Origin of the sequence: Bradyrhizobium sp. Mp27, from assembly GCF_029953005.1 — a bacterium.
In the GTDB taxonomy this organism is placed as follows: Bacteria; Pseudomonadota; Alphaproteobacteria; order Rhizobiales; family Xanthobacteraceae; genus Bradyrhizobium; species Bradyrhizobium barranii.
Window position 1 is genome coordinate 1 of record NZ_JASAUS010000166.1, and the last position, 14,385, is coordinate 14,385.

Here is a 14,385-nt window from a genome sequence, read left to right on the forward strand (position 1 = left end):
AAAGCTCGGCTGTCCCGTCCGCTTGACCGCCATCGCTACCCTCCGAGGCTTTGCCTTAGGGAATCACAATTGACGAATTACGCAACAGGCCCACAAGGGGAGAGGGGAAGAGGTCGCTCGTTCACCCGTTCTCCACCAGAAACTCCACGCGCTCCGCCGCGAACCGCGAGTGCTTGGTCACCAGCGGCTTGCCGGCGAGATCGTGGTCGGTCGCGTCGACCACCAGGATCGGCCGTCCCAGCGGCAGATCGAGCCGCGCGGCATCGGTTGCGTCCACGATGCCGGCGGTGATCCGGGTCGCGCCGCGGCTGTAGTCGCGGACGCCGTAATGCTCGAGCAGTTTCGTCATCGAGCGCGTCGCGGCGAACACCTCACCCGCGCCCGGGAACAATTCCGCTGACAGCCAGGTGGTGGAGACGCAGATCGGCGTGCGGTCGGCGAGGCGGATCGCCTCGATCCGCACCAGCGGCGCGCCGGCCTTCAACCCCAGTTCGCGCGCGAGTTCGCGGGTCGCGACGTCGTCGGACGCCTCGATCAGCCGGCCATGCGGCTCGCGGCCGTCGGCGCCGACGATCTCGGAGAAGCGGGTGCGCGAGCGCAAGGGATAAGCGAGGCGCTGCGCCTCGACATAGGTTCCGCTGCCGCGTTCGGCGCGCACGATGCCGCGCTCGGCAAGTGCGGCCAGCGCGCGCCGCACGGTGTGGCGGTTCACGCGATAGGTTTCGGCGATCTCCATCTCGCCCGGCAGCTTGTCGCCGGCCGCAAAGCGGCCGTCGGCGATGCCGCGCTCGATGCCGTCGGCAACGAGGCGCCACAGCGCGACGCCCGAAGAGGCTGTGTCCTGCATGCTCATGTCGCCGAGAAGCCTACTTCAGAAATCACACGTTTGTCACGAAACAGTCATGGCGCTTCCGTATCAAGTTGTCTATTATCATAGACAACTTGGATTCGGCAAGTTCTGCAGAAAGTTTCGGTGGATTTGGTGACCCAGCACAACAACCAGCAAGTCCAGCGCAAGGCCGCGATGGCCGTGCTGGCGCACGCGGAGGCGGGCGAGATCGCCGCTCGCCTCCGCGCTCTCGCCCTGCCGGCCCATCAGGAGCTGCGCGCGCCGGAAAACGGTCTCGTCATGCTGCGCGGCCGGGTCGGCGGCGACGGCGCGCCGTTCAATCTCGGTGAAGCCACGGTGTCGCGCGCGGCGGTCCGGCTCGCGAGCGGCGAGGTCGGCTTCGGCTACACGCTGGGGCGCGACGGCGAAAAGGCGCGGTTGATCGCACTGTGCGACGCACTGGCGCAGTCCAGTGATTTCGGCGAGGCGGTAGAGCGTGACGTTATCGCGCCGTTGCGCGAGCAGCTTATGATCCAGCGCAAGCAGGCGGCCGCCGAGACCGCCGCGACGAAGGTTGATTTCTACACCATGGTGCGCGGTGAGGGGTGAGGCCATGACCACGATTGCGGAACTGCCGCCGGGTTTCGTCGACAAGGTCTTGTCGGCGCAATCGACCTTTCGTTCCGTCATGGACGCGATGGCGCGGCCGGGTTCGGTCCAGCGCATCGTGCCGATGGCGGGAGCGCCCGGACCAACGATGCGCGGCACAGCCGCGATCGCGCTGACGCTGTTCGATCACGACACGCCGCTCTGGCTCGATGCGCGGATGGCGGAGAGGTCGGACGTGGTGAAATGGCTCAAGTTCCACACCGGCGCGCCGGTGGTGCAGGACTCCTCGATCGCGAGTTTCGCGCTGATCAGCGACGGTGCGGCGCTGCCGTCGCTCGAGCGCTTCGCGCTCGGCACGAATGAGTATCCGGATCGTTCGACCACGGTGATCCTTCAGGTCGAGAGCCTGGACTCGGGTCGCAGTTTCGAACTGCGTGGCCCCGGCATCGACGGTGTCGCGACGCTTCAGGCCTCGATCCGGCCTTTCGACCTGTTCGAGCGCCTGCGCATGAACGAGGCGCTGTTTCCGCGCGGCATCGATTTGGTGCTGGTCGCCGATGATGCCGTGGTTGCGATTCCGCGCACCACGCGTGTCGTGAACAAGGGAAGCTAGTCGCATGTATGTCGCAGTCAAAGGCGGCGAGCGCGCCATCGAGAACGCCCATCGCCTGCTCGCCAATGCGCGGCGTGGCGACCAGAGTGTTCCCGAAGTCACGCTGGATCAGATCTCGGAGCAGCTTGGCCTCGCCGTGGACCGCGTCATGAGCGAAGGGTCGCTCTATGACCGCGAGCTCGCAGCGCTCGCGATCAAGCAGGCGCGCGGGGATCTGATCGAGGCGATCTTCCTGGTCCGTGCCTTCCGCGCCACCCTGCCGCGCTTCGGCGCCAGCGAGCCGGTCGACACCGGCGCGATGCGCGTGCAGCGGCGGGTGTCGGCGACCTTCAAGGACATTCCCGGCGGCCAGATCCTCGGGCCGACCTTCGACTACACGCATCGTCTGCTCGATCCCTCGCTTGGCCAGGGCTTTGTGCCTGAAGTGCCGGCGACGGCCGAAGCTTCGACGGCGCCCACGCCGCGTGTGACCGACATTCTGGGCCGGGACGGGCTGATCGAATCCTCGCCGCGGGCCGAAGACGGCGCCAGCGTCGGCGATCTCACGCGCGAGCCGCTGAACTTCCCGGCCGATCGCGACCTGCGCCTGCAAAACCTCGCACGCGGTGACGAAGGCTTTCTGCTCGCCATGGGTTATTCCACCCAGCGCGGTTACGGTCGCAACCATCCCTTCGTCGGCGAGATCCGCTTCGGCGAGGTCGAGGTCGAATTTTTCGCGGAGGACGTCGGCTTCGCCGTGCCGCTCGGCTCCATCGAGCTCACCGAGTGCCAGATGGTCAACCAGTTCAAGGGCTCGGCGACGGAAGCGCCGTGCTTCACCCGCGGCTATGGTCTCGCCTTCGGCCAGAGCGAGCGCAAGACCATGTCGATGGCGCTGGTCGACCGGGCGCTGCGTGCCCGCGAGCTCGGTGAAGAGGCCGTGGCCCCCGCGCAAGATGAAGAATTCGTGATGTCGCATTCGGACAACGTCCAGGCGACCGGCTTCGTCGAGCATCTGAAGCTGCCGCACTATGTCGACTTCCAGTCCGAGCTCGGGCTGCTCCGCAAGCTGCGCCAGGAGTTTGCCGAGGCCAATGCGCCCGATGCCATGAAGGAGGCCGCGGAATGAACGCGCCGGCCTACAATTTCGCCTATCTCGACGAACAGACCAAGCGGATGATCCGCCGCGCCATCCTCAAGGCGATCGCGATCCCCGGTTATCAGGTGCCGTTTGCCAGCCGTGAAATGCCGATGCCCTATGGCTGGGGCACCGGCGGCGTGCAGGTCACGGCCGCGATCCTTGGGCCCCAGGATGTGCTGAAGGTGATCGACCAGGGTTCCGACGACACGACCAATGCGATCTCGATCCGCAAATTCTTCGCCAAGACCGCGGGCGTCGCCACGACCACGGCCACAGAAGACGCAACCGTGATCCAGACACGTCACCGCATCCCGGAGACGTCGCTGCACGCAAACCAGGTGCTGGTCTATCAGGTGCCGATCCCGGAGCCGCTGCGTTTCCTCGAGCCGCGCGAGACCGAGACCCGGCGCATGCATGCGCTCGCCGAATACGGCCTGATGCATGTGAAGCTCTACGAGGACATCGCCCGCTTCGGCCACATCGCGACCGCCTACGCCTATCCGGTGAAGGTGAACGCGCGCTATGTGATGGATCCGTCGCCGACGCCGAAATTCGACAATCCCAAGATGGACAATTGCCCGGCGCTGCAATTGTTCGGCGCCGGTCGCGAGAAGCGCATCTATGCGATCCCGCCCTATACGCAGGTGGTGTCGCTCGATTTCGAGGATCACCCGTTCGAGCCGTACCGCTTCAACGCGCCCTGCGCGCTGTGCGCGGCGGAAAATTCCTATCTCGACGAGATCGTCACCGACGACAAGGGCGGGCGCATGTTCGTGTGCTCGGACACCGACTATTGCGAGGGCCGCCAGGCCGCTGGCCATCACGGCAGCCTCAGCGCCGCGCCGTACAAGGACAAGGCGCAGGAGGGATCAAATGGCTGAGGAGATGCTGGAGAACGATCAGCCGCTGCTGGTCGCGGAGTCGCTCAGCAAGTCCTATGGCCGCATCGCCGCGTGCCGCGACGTCTCATTCTCGCTCTACCCCGGTGAGGTGCTGGCGATCGTCGGCGAGTCCGGCTCGGGCAAGTCGACGCTGCTGCAAATGCTGTCGGGCCAGCTCGCGCCGAGCGCCGGCCAGGTGTCGTACCGGATGCGCGACGGCGTCACCCGCGATCTCACGACGCTGGGCGAAGCCGAACGGCGCTTCCTGTTCCGCACCGACTGGGGCTATGTGCACCAGGATCCCGCGCGGGGCCTGCGCATGGCGGTCTCCGCCGGCGCCAATGTCGGCGAACGGCTGATGGCGGTGGGCTGGAATCACTACGGTCGCATCCGCGATACGGCGTCGGACTGGCTCACCCGTGTCGAGATCGACATCGCGCGCATCGACGATGCACCGCGGACCTACTCCGGCGGCATGCGCCAGCGTCTCCAGATCGCGCGCAACCTCGTCACCGAGCCGCGGCTGGTGTTCATGGACGAGCCGACCGGCGGTCTGGACGTGTCTGTCCAGGCGCGCCTGCTCGACCTCGTGCGCAGCCTCGTTGCCGAACTGCACCTCGCCGTCATCATCGTCACCCATGATCTCGGGGTCGCGCGACTATTGTCGCATCGCGTGATGGTGATGAAGGGCGGCCGCGTCATCGAGACCGGTCTCACCGACCAGGTGCTTGACGACCCCCGCGAGCCCTATACCCAGCTCCTCGTTTCCTCGATTCTGCCGCCATAAGCCTTCCAAGATGAGTTTTCCGATGACTGCCATGATCGACATCGCCGCCGCGAAAAAGACCTTTACGATGCACCTGCAGGGCGGCATCGAGCTGCCTGTCGTCAGCGGCGTGACCTTCCACGTCGCCCCAGGCGAATGCGTCGTGCTCTCTGGCCCGTCCGGTGCCGGCAAATCGTCGATCCTGAAGATGATTTTTGGCAATTACCGCTGCGACTCCGGCCGCATCGGTATTCGCCATCGCGGCGCGGTGGTCGATCTCGCCACCGCCGAGCCGCGGCAGGTCCTCAATATCCGCCGCTCCACGATCGGCTATGTCAGCCAGTTTTTGCGGGCGGTGCCGCGGGTTGCGACCATCGACGTCGTCGCCGAGCCCCTGATCGTGAACGGCCTGGCACGCGCGGAGGCGCAGCAGCGCGCCGGTGAGTTGCTGCATCGCCTCAACATCCCTGAAAGACTCTGGCAGCTTCCGCCCGCGACTTTCTCCGGCGGCGAGCAGCAGCGCGTCAACATCGCGCGCGGCTTCATCTCGGAGCTGCCGATCCTGCTGCTGGACGAGCCGACCGCCTCGCTCGATGCCGCCAACCGCGCCGTTGTGGTCGATCTGGTCGCCGAGAAGAAGCGCCAGGGCGTCGCCATGGTCGCCATTGTCCATGACGACGAAATCCGCCATTTGATTGCCGACCGCATTGTTGATGTCACCAGCTTTGCCGCCGCGGCCTGAAGGAAATGGAAATGAATGCCAAGCGGAAGGACACAGTGATCGCCAACGCCAGGATCGTGCTGGCTGACCGGGTGATCGAGCAGGGCTGGCTCGCTCTCGCGGATGGACGCATCGCCGAGATCGGCGAGGGCAGGGCGCCCGCGGGTGCCGAGGATGCCGGCGGCGACCTCATCATGCCCGGCCTGATCGAGCTTCACACCGACCATCTCGAAGCGCATTACGTGCCGCGCCCGAAAGTGTTCTGGAATCCGGTCGCCGCCGTCATCTCCTATGACGGCCAGCTCGCGACCTCGGGCATCACGACCGTGTTCGACTCGCTCCGGGTCTGGCGCGAGGACGGCGCCGAGGAAGTCGATGGCCGCGCCGGCGTGCTCGCCGCCGCCATCACGACCGCGCGCGATGCCAGCCTGCTGCGCGCCGACCACTTCCTGCATCTGCGCTGCGAAATCCCGATGCCGAGCGTGGTGGAGGAGGCCAAGGAGCTGATCGACCGTCCCGACGTCAAGCTGATGTCGCTGATGGACCACACACCGGGCCAGCGCCAGTTCCGCGACGAGGTCAAGCTGCGCGACTATTACCGCGGCAAGGGCGGCGGCAAGACCGATGCCGAGCTCGACGAGCTGTTCGCGAAGCGCTTCGAGTATCAGAAGCTCTATGCAGCGGCCAACATGCGCGAGATCGTGTCGCTCGCGCACAAATACAACATTCCGCTGGCAAGCCACGACGACACCACCGAGGAGAACGTCGTGGACGCCGTGCGCGATCGCGTGTCGGTGGCGGAATTCCCGACCACGCTGGAGGCCGCGCGCGGCCTGCATCAGGCCGGCATCGACATCCTGATGGGTGCGCCGAACGTCGTGCGCGGCGGCTCGCACTCCGGCAACATCGCCGCGGTCGATCTCGCCCGCGAGGGCCTGCTCGACATCCTGTCGTCGGACTACATCCCATCCAGCCTCCTGATGGCCGCGCTGCAATTGCCGGAGCATGTGCCCGCGATCGGCCTTCCGGCGGCGGTTCGCACCGTGACGAAGGCTCCCGCCGAGGCGGTTGGCCTATCGGATCGTGGCGAGGTCGCGATCGGCAAGCGCGCCGACCTGATCCGCGTGCATATCGCAGGCGACGTTCCCGTGGTCCGCAGCGTCTGGCGCGAAGGAAACCGCGTCGCATGAGCGAGACCGCGACCATGGCACACGATGAGGCCAGCGGGATCGGACCCGGGCGGCTCGTGCTCGTGGTCGGTCCCAGCGGCGCTGGCAAGGACACGCTGTTGCGGCTCGCACAGGCAGCCTGCGTCGACGATCGCGACATCGTCTTTCCGCGCCGCGTCGTGACGCGCGAACCCTCCGAAGCCGAAGACAACATGGCGATGAGCCATGACGAATTCCGCCGCGCGCGCGAGCACGGCGATTTCGCCGTGCACTGGGAAGCGCATGGTCATTCCTACGCTCTTCCGCTCGAGATCAACGATGACATCCTCGCCGGCCGGGCCGTCGTCGCCAATGTCTCGCGCACGGTGATCGGCGCGCTGCGCCAGGCTTATGCCAACGTCGTCGTGGTCGCGATCACGGCGCCGCCGGACGTGCTGGCGCAGCGGCTTGCCGCCCGGGCCCGGCACAGCGACGGCAATATCGCGGATCGCCTCGCGCGCAGCGTCGACGACGCATCGGCCAATGCCGATGTCACCATCCTCAACGCGGGCAGCGCGGACTATCATGGCCGCCAGCTCGTGCGTGTGATCAGGAACGAAGGCTGGCACGAATAGCCGGCGCAACAAGGAGTGCGGAATGTCGGTGATTGAAACGGTCGAACAGCTGGAGGCCATCTACGGCGCCGTTGGTGATGCCTCGACCGTGAAAGTCGCCGACCACGTCACTCCGCTCTACCGCATCTTCATCGAAAAGGCGCCGTTTGCCGCGCTCGCCACCATTGGGCCGGAGGGGATCGTCTTAAGATCGGAAGGTATAGTCGGGAACCCTAAGTGGTCCCCATCTCGATCCCCCTTCATCGGGGTCTTATCGGGGATTGATCGTCATTGAACCACCTTCAGTGCCCCTCACCGACCAAGACCAACTGACCAATACAGAAGGCCCAAAGACCAACATGAAACACTCGACCACCAAGACCGCCGACGACTGAATACCTCCCCTTAGAATGATCGGCGAAATCCAACTCATCACACTATTCGTCATGTCGGGCATCTTGCTTGCTATGGCGTTCCGCTAAGACCACCGACCAACAAGACCACGAGGCTCTGACGAGCCCCAACAACACACACAAGAAAGACCAAAGACCAATGTCTATTGCAGAAGACCGCTCCGAACTTCAGGCGTCAACCAACACCTTCAACTCCCTTCAAGGCACCCCCGGCTCGCGTGAGGCCGCAATGAAAGATGCCCTCGCAGTACATCAGCAGTCCCTGAAAGACTTGGCTGCAGCCACCCGTGTAGCCGAACAGTCCGCCCGTCCATCCTCCGGCTCACTGATGCGGACCAACGCGGCGACGAACGCCAGCATTGTGATGCAGGGTGGCCGCGCTGCGATCACCTCAGGCGCAACCTCGCATGCCAGCGCGGTGTCCTCGCCCCGTCCGGGAATGGTTACTGTAGGTGGAATGACCACGACCATCGAAGCTGCGAAGGCTGGCGGTCTCATCCCCCAGGACTACCAGCCGGGTTTTAATGCAGGGGTCGCCGCTGCCCCGCAGTCCAATCAGCAGCCACAGGTTCAGCAGCAGCCCCAGAGCAACGACGAGAACACGATCAAGGCAACGGCAGAGCAGGCGAAGTCAATCAACGCTTCTACCGCCGCGATCGAGCAGGCCAACGAGGCTATCGGCAACTTCGCCGTATCGTCCTTGCTTGAAGACGCCGTCGTGTCGGGTGACATCCCGACCACGCCGCCCAACGGCATTAGCGCCGAGCAGGTGTCGGCCGTCATCGTCGGCTTTGAGGCTCAGGCCAACGCGGTGCTGTCCGAGACAGGCGCCTCGGTGTCGCTCCTCAACGACATGCTCAACGAGAGCGAGCTTCGGGCCGCCCGCGTCGCCACATACCGGGGCAATGATCGAGAGCTGCGTGACCTCGGCAACAAGGCGATGGACCGCCTGGCAAAGCTGCCGAACGACCCAGCCACATTCAAAGCTCTCACCGCAGACTGGGGCCACGACGTTGAGATCACTCGCAGCAAGGGCGGTGACACGCTCGTCCGCGCACCCGGCTGGTCCGAGGCTCTGCCGTGGGGCGTCGCGGTGAAGCTGCGCCTGATCACAGCGTGATCTGCCCTTGACGAATAAGAGCGGCCCCGAGGCATCCTCACAACGACGAAGGAGCCTCGGTGCCGACATCGAGTTGCCCGAAGCCATGGTCGATCACCTCGACAAGATGGCTGACGATGTCTTGAACGCGGTCACCGCGCGGCTCTGCGAGCATGCCGAGGCCACCGGGACCAAGCGCCCCGGCTATAATCGAGCCCACCTTCGGCAGATCGTCAGGGCCATCGCCCGCCGCAGCCTCGCGGACACCGGGCCCGACTTCCCGACCGCTCTGTTTGGCGAGAGTTAGCGGCAAGTCCGTTCTTTGGCCGCATCCCAAAGGCTCGGTGAAAGCGGCTTCAGGGTTCCCCGGCTTTCTGACAGAAATCTTTGAAGGGGTGGTCGAGAGTGATGAAGTCGCGACTTCCCCCTAGCCCCCCTCGATCTTTGAGAGATGCTCGCGTCCAACGCTTCGCAAAACCCCCGAGCGTTCGCGAGGTGCTCGCACATAGTGCTCGCTTGATACCTCGGCAGCACTCTAAGCGCGGCTAGCGCCTCGCGCCTTGACAGGCCCTCGCAATCATCTGTATCACTTCATCGTAACGAGCATAGCGATGTTATGATACACAACAGGAAGTCGCGGTGAAGCCATGATCAAGCGCAAGGGAATGAAGGTCGTCGCTTACTACCGTGTCTCGACAGACAGGCAGGGCCGCTCTGGATTGGGCCTCGACGCACAGCGGGCCGCCGTCCAAGGCTTCGTTGAAGCGTCCGGCGGCTGGCCTCCGGTTGCCGAGTTCACTGAGACAGAGAGCGGACGCAAGGTCGATAGGAAGCAGTTAGCCGCCGCGCTTGCAGCGTGTCGCGTTCATCGGGCGATTCTTGTCATAGCCAAACTCGACCGGCTCTCACGTAACCAATCATTCCTGATGGCGCTTATTGACAGCGGCGTGGACGTGCTGTTCTGCGACCTCCCTGAAATCCCTGCCGGTGCGATGGGGCGGTTCATGCTGCAACAGATGTCCGCAGTGGCGGAGCTGGAGGCGGGACTAATCAGCGAGCGGACCAAGGCTGCGTTGGCTGCGAAGGTTGCCCGCGATGGACAGTGGGACCGGAAGGCGAAGCATCATCTGGTCGCAGGTGTCGGTCAGAAGGCCGCTACAGAGGCCGTGAGGGCCCGGGCTGCACAGAAGGCCGGCGACTTAGCACCCATCATTGCCGAAATCAGGAAGGCTGGCGCGGGCTCTCTAAGGGAGATCGCGAAGGCTCTCACCGAGCGCGGCATACCGCAGCCGAGCGGAGGCATGGGCGCATGGTCCGCAGTGCAGGTATCACGAACGATGGCCCGGCTGTGAGTCCTCGGGTGAGCCTCGAGGGCTGAAGGAATGTTTTTATTTCTGTCAGTCAATCAGTGTTTTTGCCAACCCTTCAGGCCACCATTAGTGGACACTAAACCTTGGGTTCAAGTTGAAGGATTAGTCCGTTCCGGGTCAATCGCATCACTCTGACAGCGCGCCGCGAACTTCCGCTTTTCCCCGATCAGCGGACATCGCCGATCCGTTGCGTCAGGTCCGAAAAGTGCCAACTGCGGACGTTTTAGTGCGCCGCCTCACAGGCCGCCGTCAGCGGAGCACTTTTTGCGCCGAGACAACCATTGCCGCCGCTTCGCACTTCGCCTTCGCCTTCGATTCAACGACTTCTGCGGCGCCAAACTTGACCAACTCATAACCTCCTGGAACGAACCCGAGTAATCCGGTTGCCTCATTGACATCCAGTACAAATGGGAGAGAAATGCCAACGACTGTGAGAACCGTCTTTGCCGTAAACGATTCCCAGTGCTCCGAGAAATAATGCATCACCGGGTGATTGAGTGCATCCGCTCGTTGCTTGAGGCCGTCCACCACGCTGCTGATAGTCTGTCGACCCCGGACGAGCGCATCGACGGCGTTTTCTTGCAACAGGTAAAATTCCTGTCGTTGATCCCGGTAGTGCAGGTCGAGCGATAGATCCCGTGCGCGCAGCATCAGGTCGCGGGGTTTCGCTCTTGCATCGATGAGCGGCACCAAAAGTCGTTGGCTGATAACGAAAGCCAGCTTCCCGAGCGCGATTTCGTCGGGCTGCGCAGTTGTCAGTCCGAGGTCCTGCCTGCCTTTATGTTCATCGTGATAGGCAGCAACCGCCCGTACCTCGGTAATGCCGGGAACCGGTGGTAGATCCATTGTCAGTACCCTGCGGGTCGTCTGGTAGGCGTCTTCGGCGATCTGCTTGCGCGCCTTCCGTAAGTCCTTGTAACGCTGGCGGCGGGATTCGTCCCATTCTGCTTTCACTGCCACATCGGCGCCGAGATCTGCGATCACGCCTTCTAACCCATCAGGATCCCAATTCATGCCTCGCCAGTGCGTTCTCTCTCCCTCACCAGAAAAAATCGGAAACACCAGCCGGTCATAGAGAAGGAGGTCCGCGATCAGCGCCTGTGTGTCGAGGTGGTCCTTTACCGAAAGTGTGCCCCAGCGCTCCATCGGCATGGTCGTCACTCCATTTCGAAGGCGGTTCTTTAGCGCAAAGTGTGCAACCATCCAGCGGTCAACTGCAAGCGGTAGTTCGGAAACTCGGCCTGGATTGCATCCCGAAAGATGGCACGCCTCCATCCTCCGTTGCCGTAGGCGGTCGAAGGGAAACTGAACCCGATCCTGCTAGTCCTCGAAATATCGGGACCAGCCTCCCGAGTCCAACTAGTGAGCAGCCTCACCAAGGCTACATTGCTCTATAGCTCAAACCGTGAGGTGGTTTCATGCCCCTTTGGGGTCATTCGCGTTGGTTTGGCCGGACCACGGCGACTTCCGGTCTACCCCGGTGACCAGACATTCTCAGGGTAGGCCGCAGCCGCGTTCACCGAGGTAGAGAGCGGCAAGAGGGACGACGACCGTCCCTAGCTTACTAAAGCCCTACAGACATGCCGCTCTACGGAGCAAGCTCGTCCGGATGTCCATCTCTGTTTGGCCCGATCAGTGTTTTTCGTCCGACCTCTCGGCGAGATTACGGCATGGCGGCAGTAGGAGCAGCGGCCACTTTCTTTGCGGCACTAAGCTTCTTTGCCGCCTCCACTTTGCTCGCGTAGTCCTTCTGCACGGCTACTAAGTTGTCTAGGAGTGGCTTGAAGCCATCAAACTTAATGGACTTTTGCTTCTTCTGTACAACTTGAATCGAGAACTCATTCTTGGAATAGAACTTCGTTCCGTCGGCCTCCTTGTTGGATAGATCCAGAGTTCGTCCGTTCAACTTCGTGGCCAACACTTCCTGCTCAAACAGCTCCTCCATTGCGGTGGGAGCGCCACCAATCTTCGGAACGGGAACGACATACAAATTCCCGTAGGCCCAATAGAACGGCTCGCTTCCGTCCACTTTCGTTTTGAGAATATTTCCCAAATGACTGTAAAGCGACTGAGGACCTGAGTCGTTGTCGACTACCAGGATCGTTGGCTGCTGCGGCATTCCTTTGCAGTTAGCGGTTTTCTTGCGATAGTCGCGGAGCAGAATGTTCAACTGGGGAGCCCCGCCCGACAGTTTCTGCACTTGATCCGCGGTCTTCGTGAAACCAAACAGCTGTACAAGAAGCCCTCTCTTTTCCCCGCTCGACTTTACCAAACTAGGGTAGCTCTGGGCTAGGGAGCGGATCGCGCATTTGATGTAGATATTATCCGTCTTGCCTTCACAGACAATGGTTGGGCGCGACTGTCCGAAGAACCACATGTAGTTAAGAAACTCGGCGTACAGGCGAAAATAAGCTCGCTTCTCGATCTCATCGATCGGCACCTGTTTGCGCTCATCGTCCCATCGTTTGACGTGATAGATAAACGCGATCATGCCACGAACCGACTTCAATTTTAGCGGCACTGAATCGCCGTTGACTTTCGTGAACGCCTTCCCTTCCTTCATCAATTGCCAGCATATCGAACGCGCCAGCTTATAATAGTCTGACTTCACATTCACCTTCTCGTTGACGACGAGACCTGTCGCCTCCTGACGAGAATCGCGATACTGCATGCGAGTCTTTTTACTATTTATAATGAACCCTGCCTTCGCTATGCGCTTGGCCAGACCTGATCCAACGGTCCACTTGTTGAGATTTGCAGGGTCACGCTTCGCAAGCGAAGTCGGGAATGTCTTTTCATTCGTCGAAAACGTTAGATCATCGGCATACCGCGTATAAGTGCAGCCGTTAGCTGATGCCAATTCGTTCAATCGAATATCTAGAAGGTGCGCAATAATATTAGAGATGATCGGCGAGCAGGGACTTCCTTGCGGCAGCGTCTTTTCGTGGCACGCAATCTGCGCGATCAAAGAGCTATCTTACTATTCAGCGAATAGTATTGGTTCTTGACAAAGAACCCATTCACGCGCCCGAAATTGATGCTTGGGAAGAAGTCATGCAGGTCGGCGTTAAAGACCCAGCGCTGACCCCGATGATTGGCTGCATTTGTTTGGATGGAAAAGCCAGACTTGAAGCCATGGGCGAGCGTGCATTGCGGCTTGACCTTGAGCTTTTCCTCAACCTCGATTTGACACTTTGCGAGCAACTTGGCCAATCGCCTCTGAATCATTTTCAAACGCGGATCAGGCGCAGAAATTATTCGCTCGCCACCGGTCTTCTTGGAAATAGGGAACTGGGTGTATTTTTTCTCGTCGGGAATTTTATAGAGCACGTACGCGAGACTTGACGGCTTGACTCCCAGCAGGAACGCCAGATCGTTTAATGACGACGCCGCTCTAAGTTTTGTGAGATGTGCCATGTTCAAAAAGCGAGGTGGCTTGCGGACACTCTTTGGCGCTCAACGAGCGGATCCTTAAGCGTTGGGACCTGCAGAGGCATTCTGACAGGCATTGGTTTCAACTATCACGAACGCATGATAGAAAAATCTGTCCGCAAGCCGCGTACTAAACACCATACGCGATGCTCCCGAGCAACCGCGCCACCAACTCTATCCACATCTTGCATTGGAGCGAAGATTAGCTGTACCAGAAGCTAACGGCGTCACGACGGGCGCGAACAAGGACGTGTAAAATCAAGAGATGTGCCGATGGACTGGTCGAGTGGCGCGGACGCCAATGCGCAAGGTCGCTGAGCATCTCCCAGCGAGGCGAGCCGTACCCATTATCGTTCTATTCGGCGCGATCGGCGTTTTTGCGTCAACTCTTAGGGCGCTGCACCCAGCTTTCAGGAACCAATTTTTTCCCGCGCCATTCCTCCGTTAATTCGACGCCATCAAGGCCGCCCCACACGCCATCATCCGCGTGGTCCAAAACGATTACCTGAAGACGCCCCCCAGAGGAACGAACTTCCTCGGCAAGCACCGCGAAGACCTTGCGTACGGCGGCGATGTCCTCGTCTCTCCATTCCAATCGGGGGCCTTCCTCATCCTCGGTCTCCGAGCGCCGCTTTGGAAAATACACTTGGCTGGGTTGGTCAAACGTAAGCGCTCCTTTCTACGCACCTATGCAGTTGAGCGCGGGGATGGGATGAGGTGTCCACCATGAACGAGGTGGACACCATCGATGATCACTCCAGAAGAACTTT

Annotated in this window: 15 protein-coding genes and 2 pseudogenes; 12 read left to right on the forward strand and 5 right to left on the reverse strand. The window is 61.7% G+C overall.

All coding sequences use genetic code 11. The features are described 5' to 3' along the window. Positions 1–121: 121 nt before the first annotated feature. Positions 122–853: a phosphonate metabolism transcriptional regulator PhnF gene (gene phnF / locus QJT78_RS42570; protein WP_028151386.1), complete on the reverse strand. Its 732-nt coding sequence runs from the start codon at positions 851–853 to the stop codon at positions 122–124. A gap of 120 nt (positions 854–973) precedes the next feature. On the opposite strand from phnF, the gene phnG reads away from it, so the two are divergent. The 12 genes and pseudogenes from phnG (at position 974) to QJT78_RS42630 (ending at position 10,165) form a co-directional block, all read left to right on the forward strand. Beyond that, complete coding sequence (gene phnG, locus QJT78_RS42575) at positions 974–1,438, forward strand: phosphonate C-P lyase system protein PhnG (protein ID WP_014491455.1); 465 nt, start codon at positions 974–976, stop codon at positions 1,436–1,438. 4 nt (positions 1,439–1,442) lie between these two features. Then, a complete protein-coding gene (gene phnH / locus QJT78_RS42580) occupies positions 1,443–2,051 on the forward strand; it encodes a phosphonate C-P lyase system protein PhnH (RefSeq protein ID WP_028151387.1) in 609 nt (202 codons plus the stop codon). 4 nt (positions 2,052–2,055) lie between these two features. After that, positions 2,056–3,159 carry a carbon-phosphorus lyase complex subunit PhnI gene (locus QJT78_RS42585; protein WP_038945104.1) on the forward strand — a complete coding sequence of 368 codons (1,104 nt, stop codon included), beginning with the start codon at positions 2,056–2,058 and terminating at the stop codon, positions 3,157–3,159. Further along, the gene (locus QJT78_RS42590) at positions 3,156–4,052 is read left to right on the forward strand and encodes an alpha-D-ribose 1-methylphosphonate 5-phosphate C-P-lyase PhnJ (protein WP_028151389.1); all 897 of its coding nucleotides are present in this window, start codon (positions 3,156–3,158) and stop codon (positions 4,050–4,052) included. The genes QJT78_RS42585 and QJT78_RS42590 overlap by 4 nt, the downstream gene beginning before the upstream one ends. Further along, positions 4,045–4,839: a phosphonate C-P lyase system protein PhnK gene (gene phnK / locus QJT78_RS42595; RefSeq protein ID WP_028151390.1), complete on the forward strand. Its 795-nt coding sequence runs from the start codon at positions 4,045–4,047 to the stop codon at positions 4,837–4,839. Before QJT78_RS42590 ends, phnK begins: the two co-directional genes overlap by 8 nt. A 22-nt stretch (positions 4,840–4,861) precedes the next feature. Then, positions 4,862–5,560, forward strand: a complete 699-nt coding sequence (gene phnL / locus QJT78_RS42600) for a phosphonate C-P lyase system protein PhnL (RefSeq protein ID WP_028151391.1) — start codon at positions 4,862–4,864, stop codon at positions 5,558–5,560. Positions 5,561–5,571: 11 nt separating this feature from the next. Continuing rightward, positions 5,572–6,729 carry an alpha-D-ribose 1-methylphosphonate 5-triphosphate diphosphatase gene (locus QJT78_RS42605; RefSeq protein ID WP_028151392.1) on the forward strand — a complete coding sequence of 386 codons (1,158 nt, stop codon included), beginning with the start codon at positions 5,572–5,574 and terminating at the stop codon, positions 6,727–6,729. Beyond that, positions 6,726–7,322 carry a phosphonate metabolism protein/1,5-bisphosphokinase (PRPP-forming) PhnN gene (gene phnN, locus QJT78_RS42610; protein WP_028151393.1) on the forward strand — a complete coding sequence of 199 codons (597 nt, stop codon included), beginning with the start codon at positions 6,726–6,728 and terminating at the stop codon, positions 7,320–7,322. Before QJT78_RS42605 ends, phnN begins: the two co-directional genes overlap by 4 nt. Before the next feature lie 22 nt (positions 7,323–7,344). After that, a pseudogene (locus tag QJT78_RS42615) lies at positions 7,345–7,503 on the forward strand (pyridoxamine 5'-phosphate oxidase family protein); the annotation flags it as partial. Positions 7,504–7,853: 350 nt separating this feature from the next. Continuing rightward, positions 7,854–8,834, forward strand: coding sequence for a hypothetical protein (locus tag QJT78_RS42620; RefSeq protein WP_157790074.1), 981 nt, complete (start codon positions 7,854–7,856; stop codon positions 8,832–8,834). Positions 8,835–8,841: 7 nt separating this feature from the next. Further along, positions 8,842–9,120, forward strand: coding sequence for a hypothetical protein (locus QJT78_RS42625; RefSeq protein ID WP_157790075.1), 279 nt, complete (start codon positions 8,842–8,844; stop codon positions 9,118–9,120). Between the two features lie 340 nt (positions 9,121–9,460). Then, a complete protein-coding gene (locus QJT78_RS42630) occupies positions 9,461–10,165 on the forward strand; it encodes a recombinase family protein (protein WP_038945109.1) in 705 nt (234 codons plus the stop codon). Between the two features lie 267 nt (positions 10,166–10,432). On the opposite strand, the gene QJT78_RS42635 is transcribed toward QJT78_RS42630, so the two are convergent. The 4 genes and pseudogenes from QJT78_RS42635 to QJT78_RS42650 form a co-directional block, all read right to left on the reverse strand. Further along, on the reverse strand, positions 10,433–11,335 hold the full coding sequence (locus tag QJT78_RS42635) for a hypothetical protein (RefSeq protein WP_038945110.1): 903 nt from the start codon (positions 11,333–11,335) through the stop codon (positions 10,433–10,435). A gap of 511 nt (positions 11,336–11,846) precedes the next feature. Then, entirely contained in the window at positions 11,847–13,151 is a 1,305-nt protein-coding gene (locus tag QJT78_RS42640; RefSeq protein WP_281460602.1) for a retron Ec67 family RNA-directed DNA polymerase/endonuclease, read from the reverse strand. Continuing rightward, complete coding sequence (locus QJT78_RS42645; protein ID WP_281460603.1) at positions 13,148–13,600, reverse strand: reverse transcriptase domain-containing protein; 453 nt, start codon at positions 13,598–13,600, stop codon at positions 13,148–13,150. Before QJT78_RS42645 ends, QJT78_RS42640 begins: the two co-directional genes overlap by 4 nt. A 397-nt stretch (positions 13,601–13,997) precedes the next feature. Beyond that, a pseudogene (locus QJT78_RS42650) lies at positions 13,998–14,273 on the reverse strand (DUF3732 domain-containing protein); the annotation flags it as partial. Positions 14,274–14,385 lie beyond the last annotated feature (112 nt).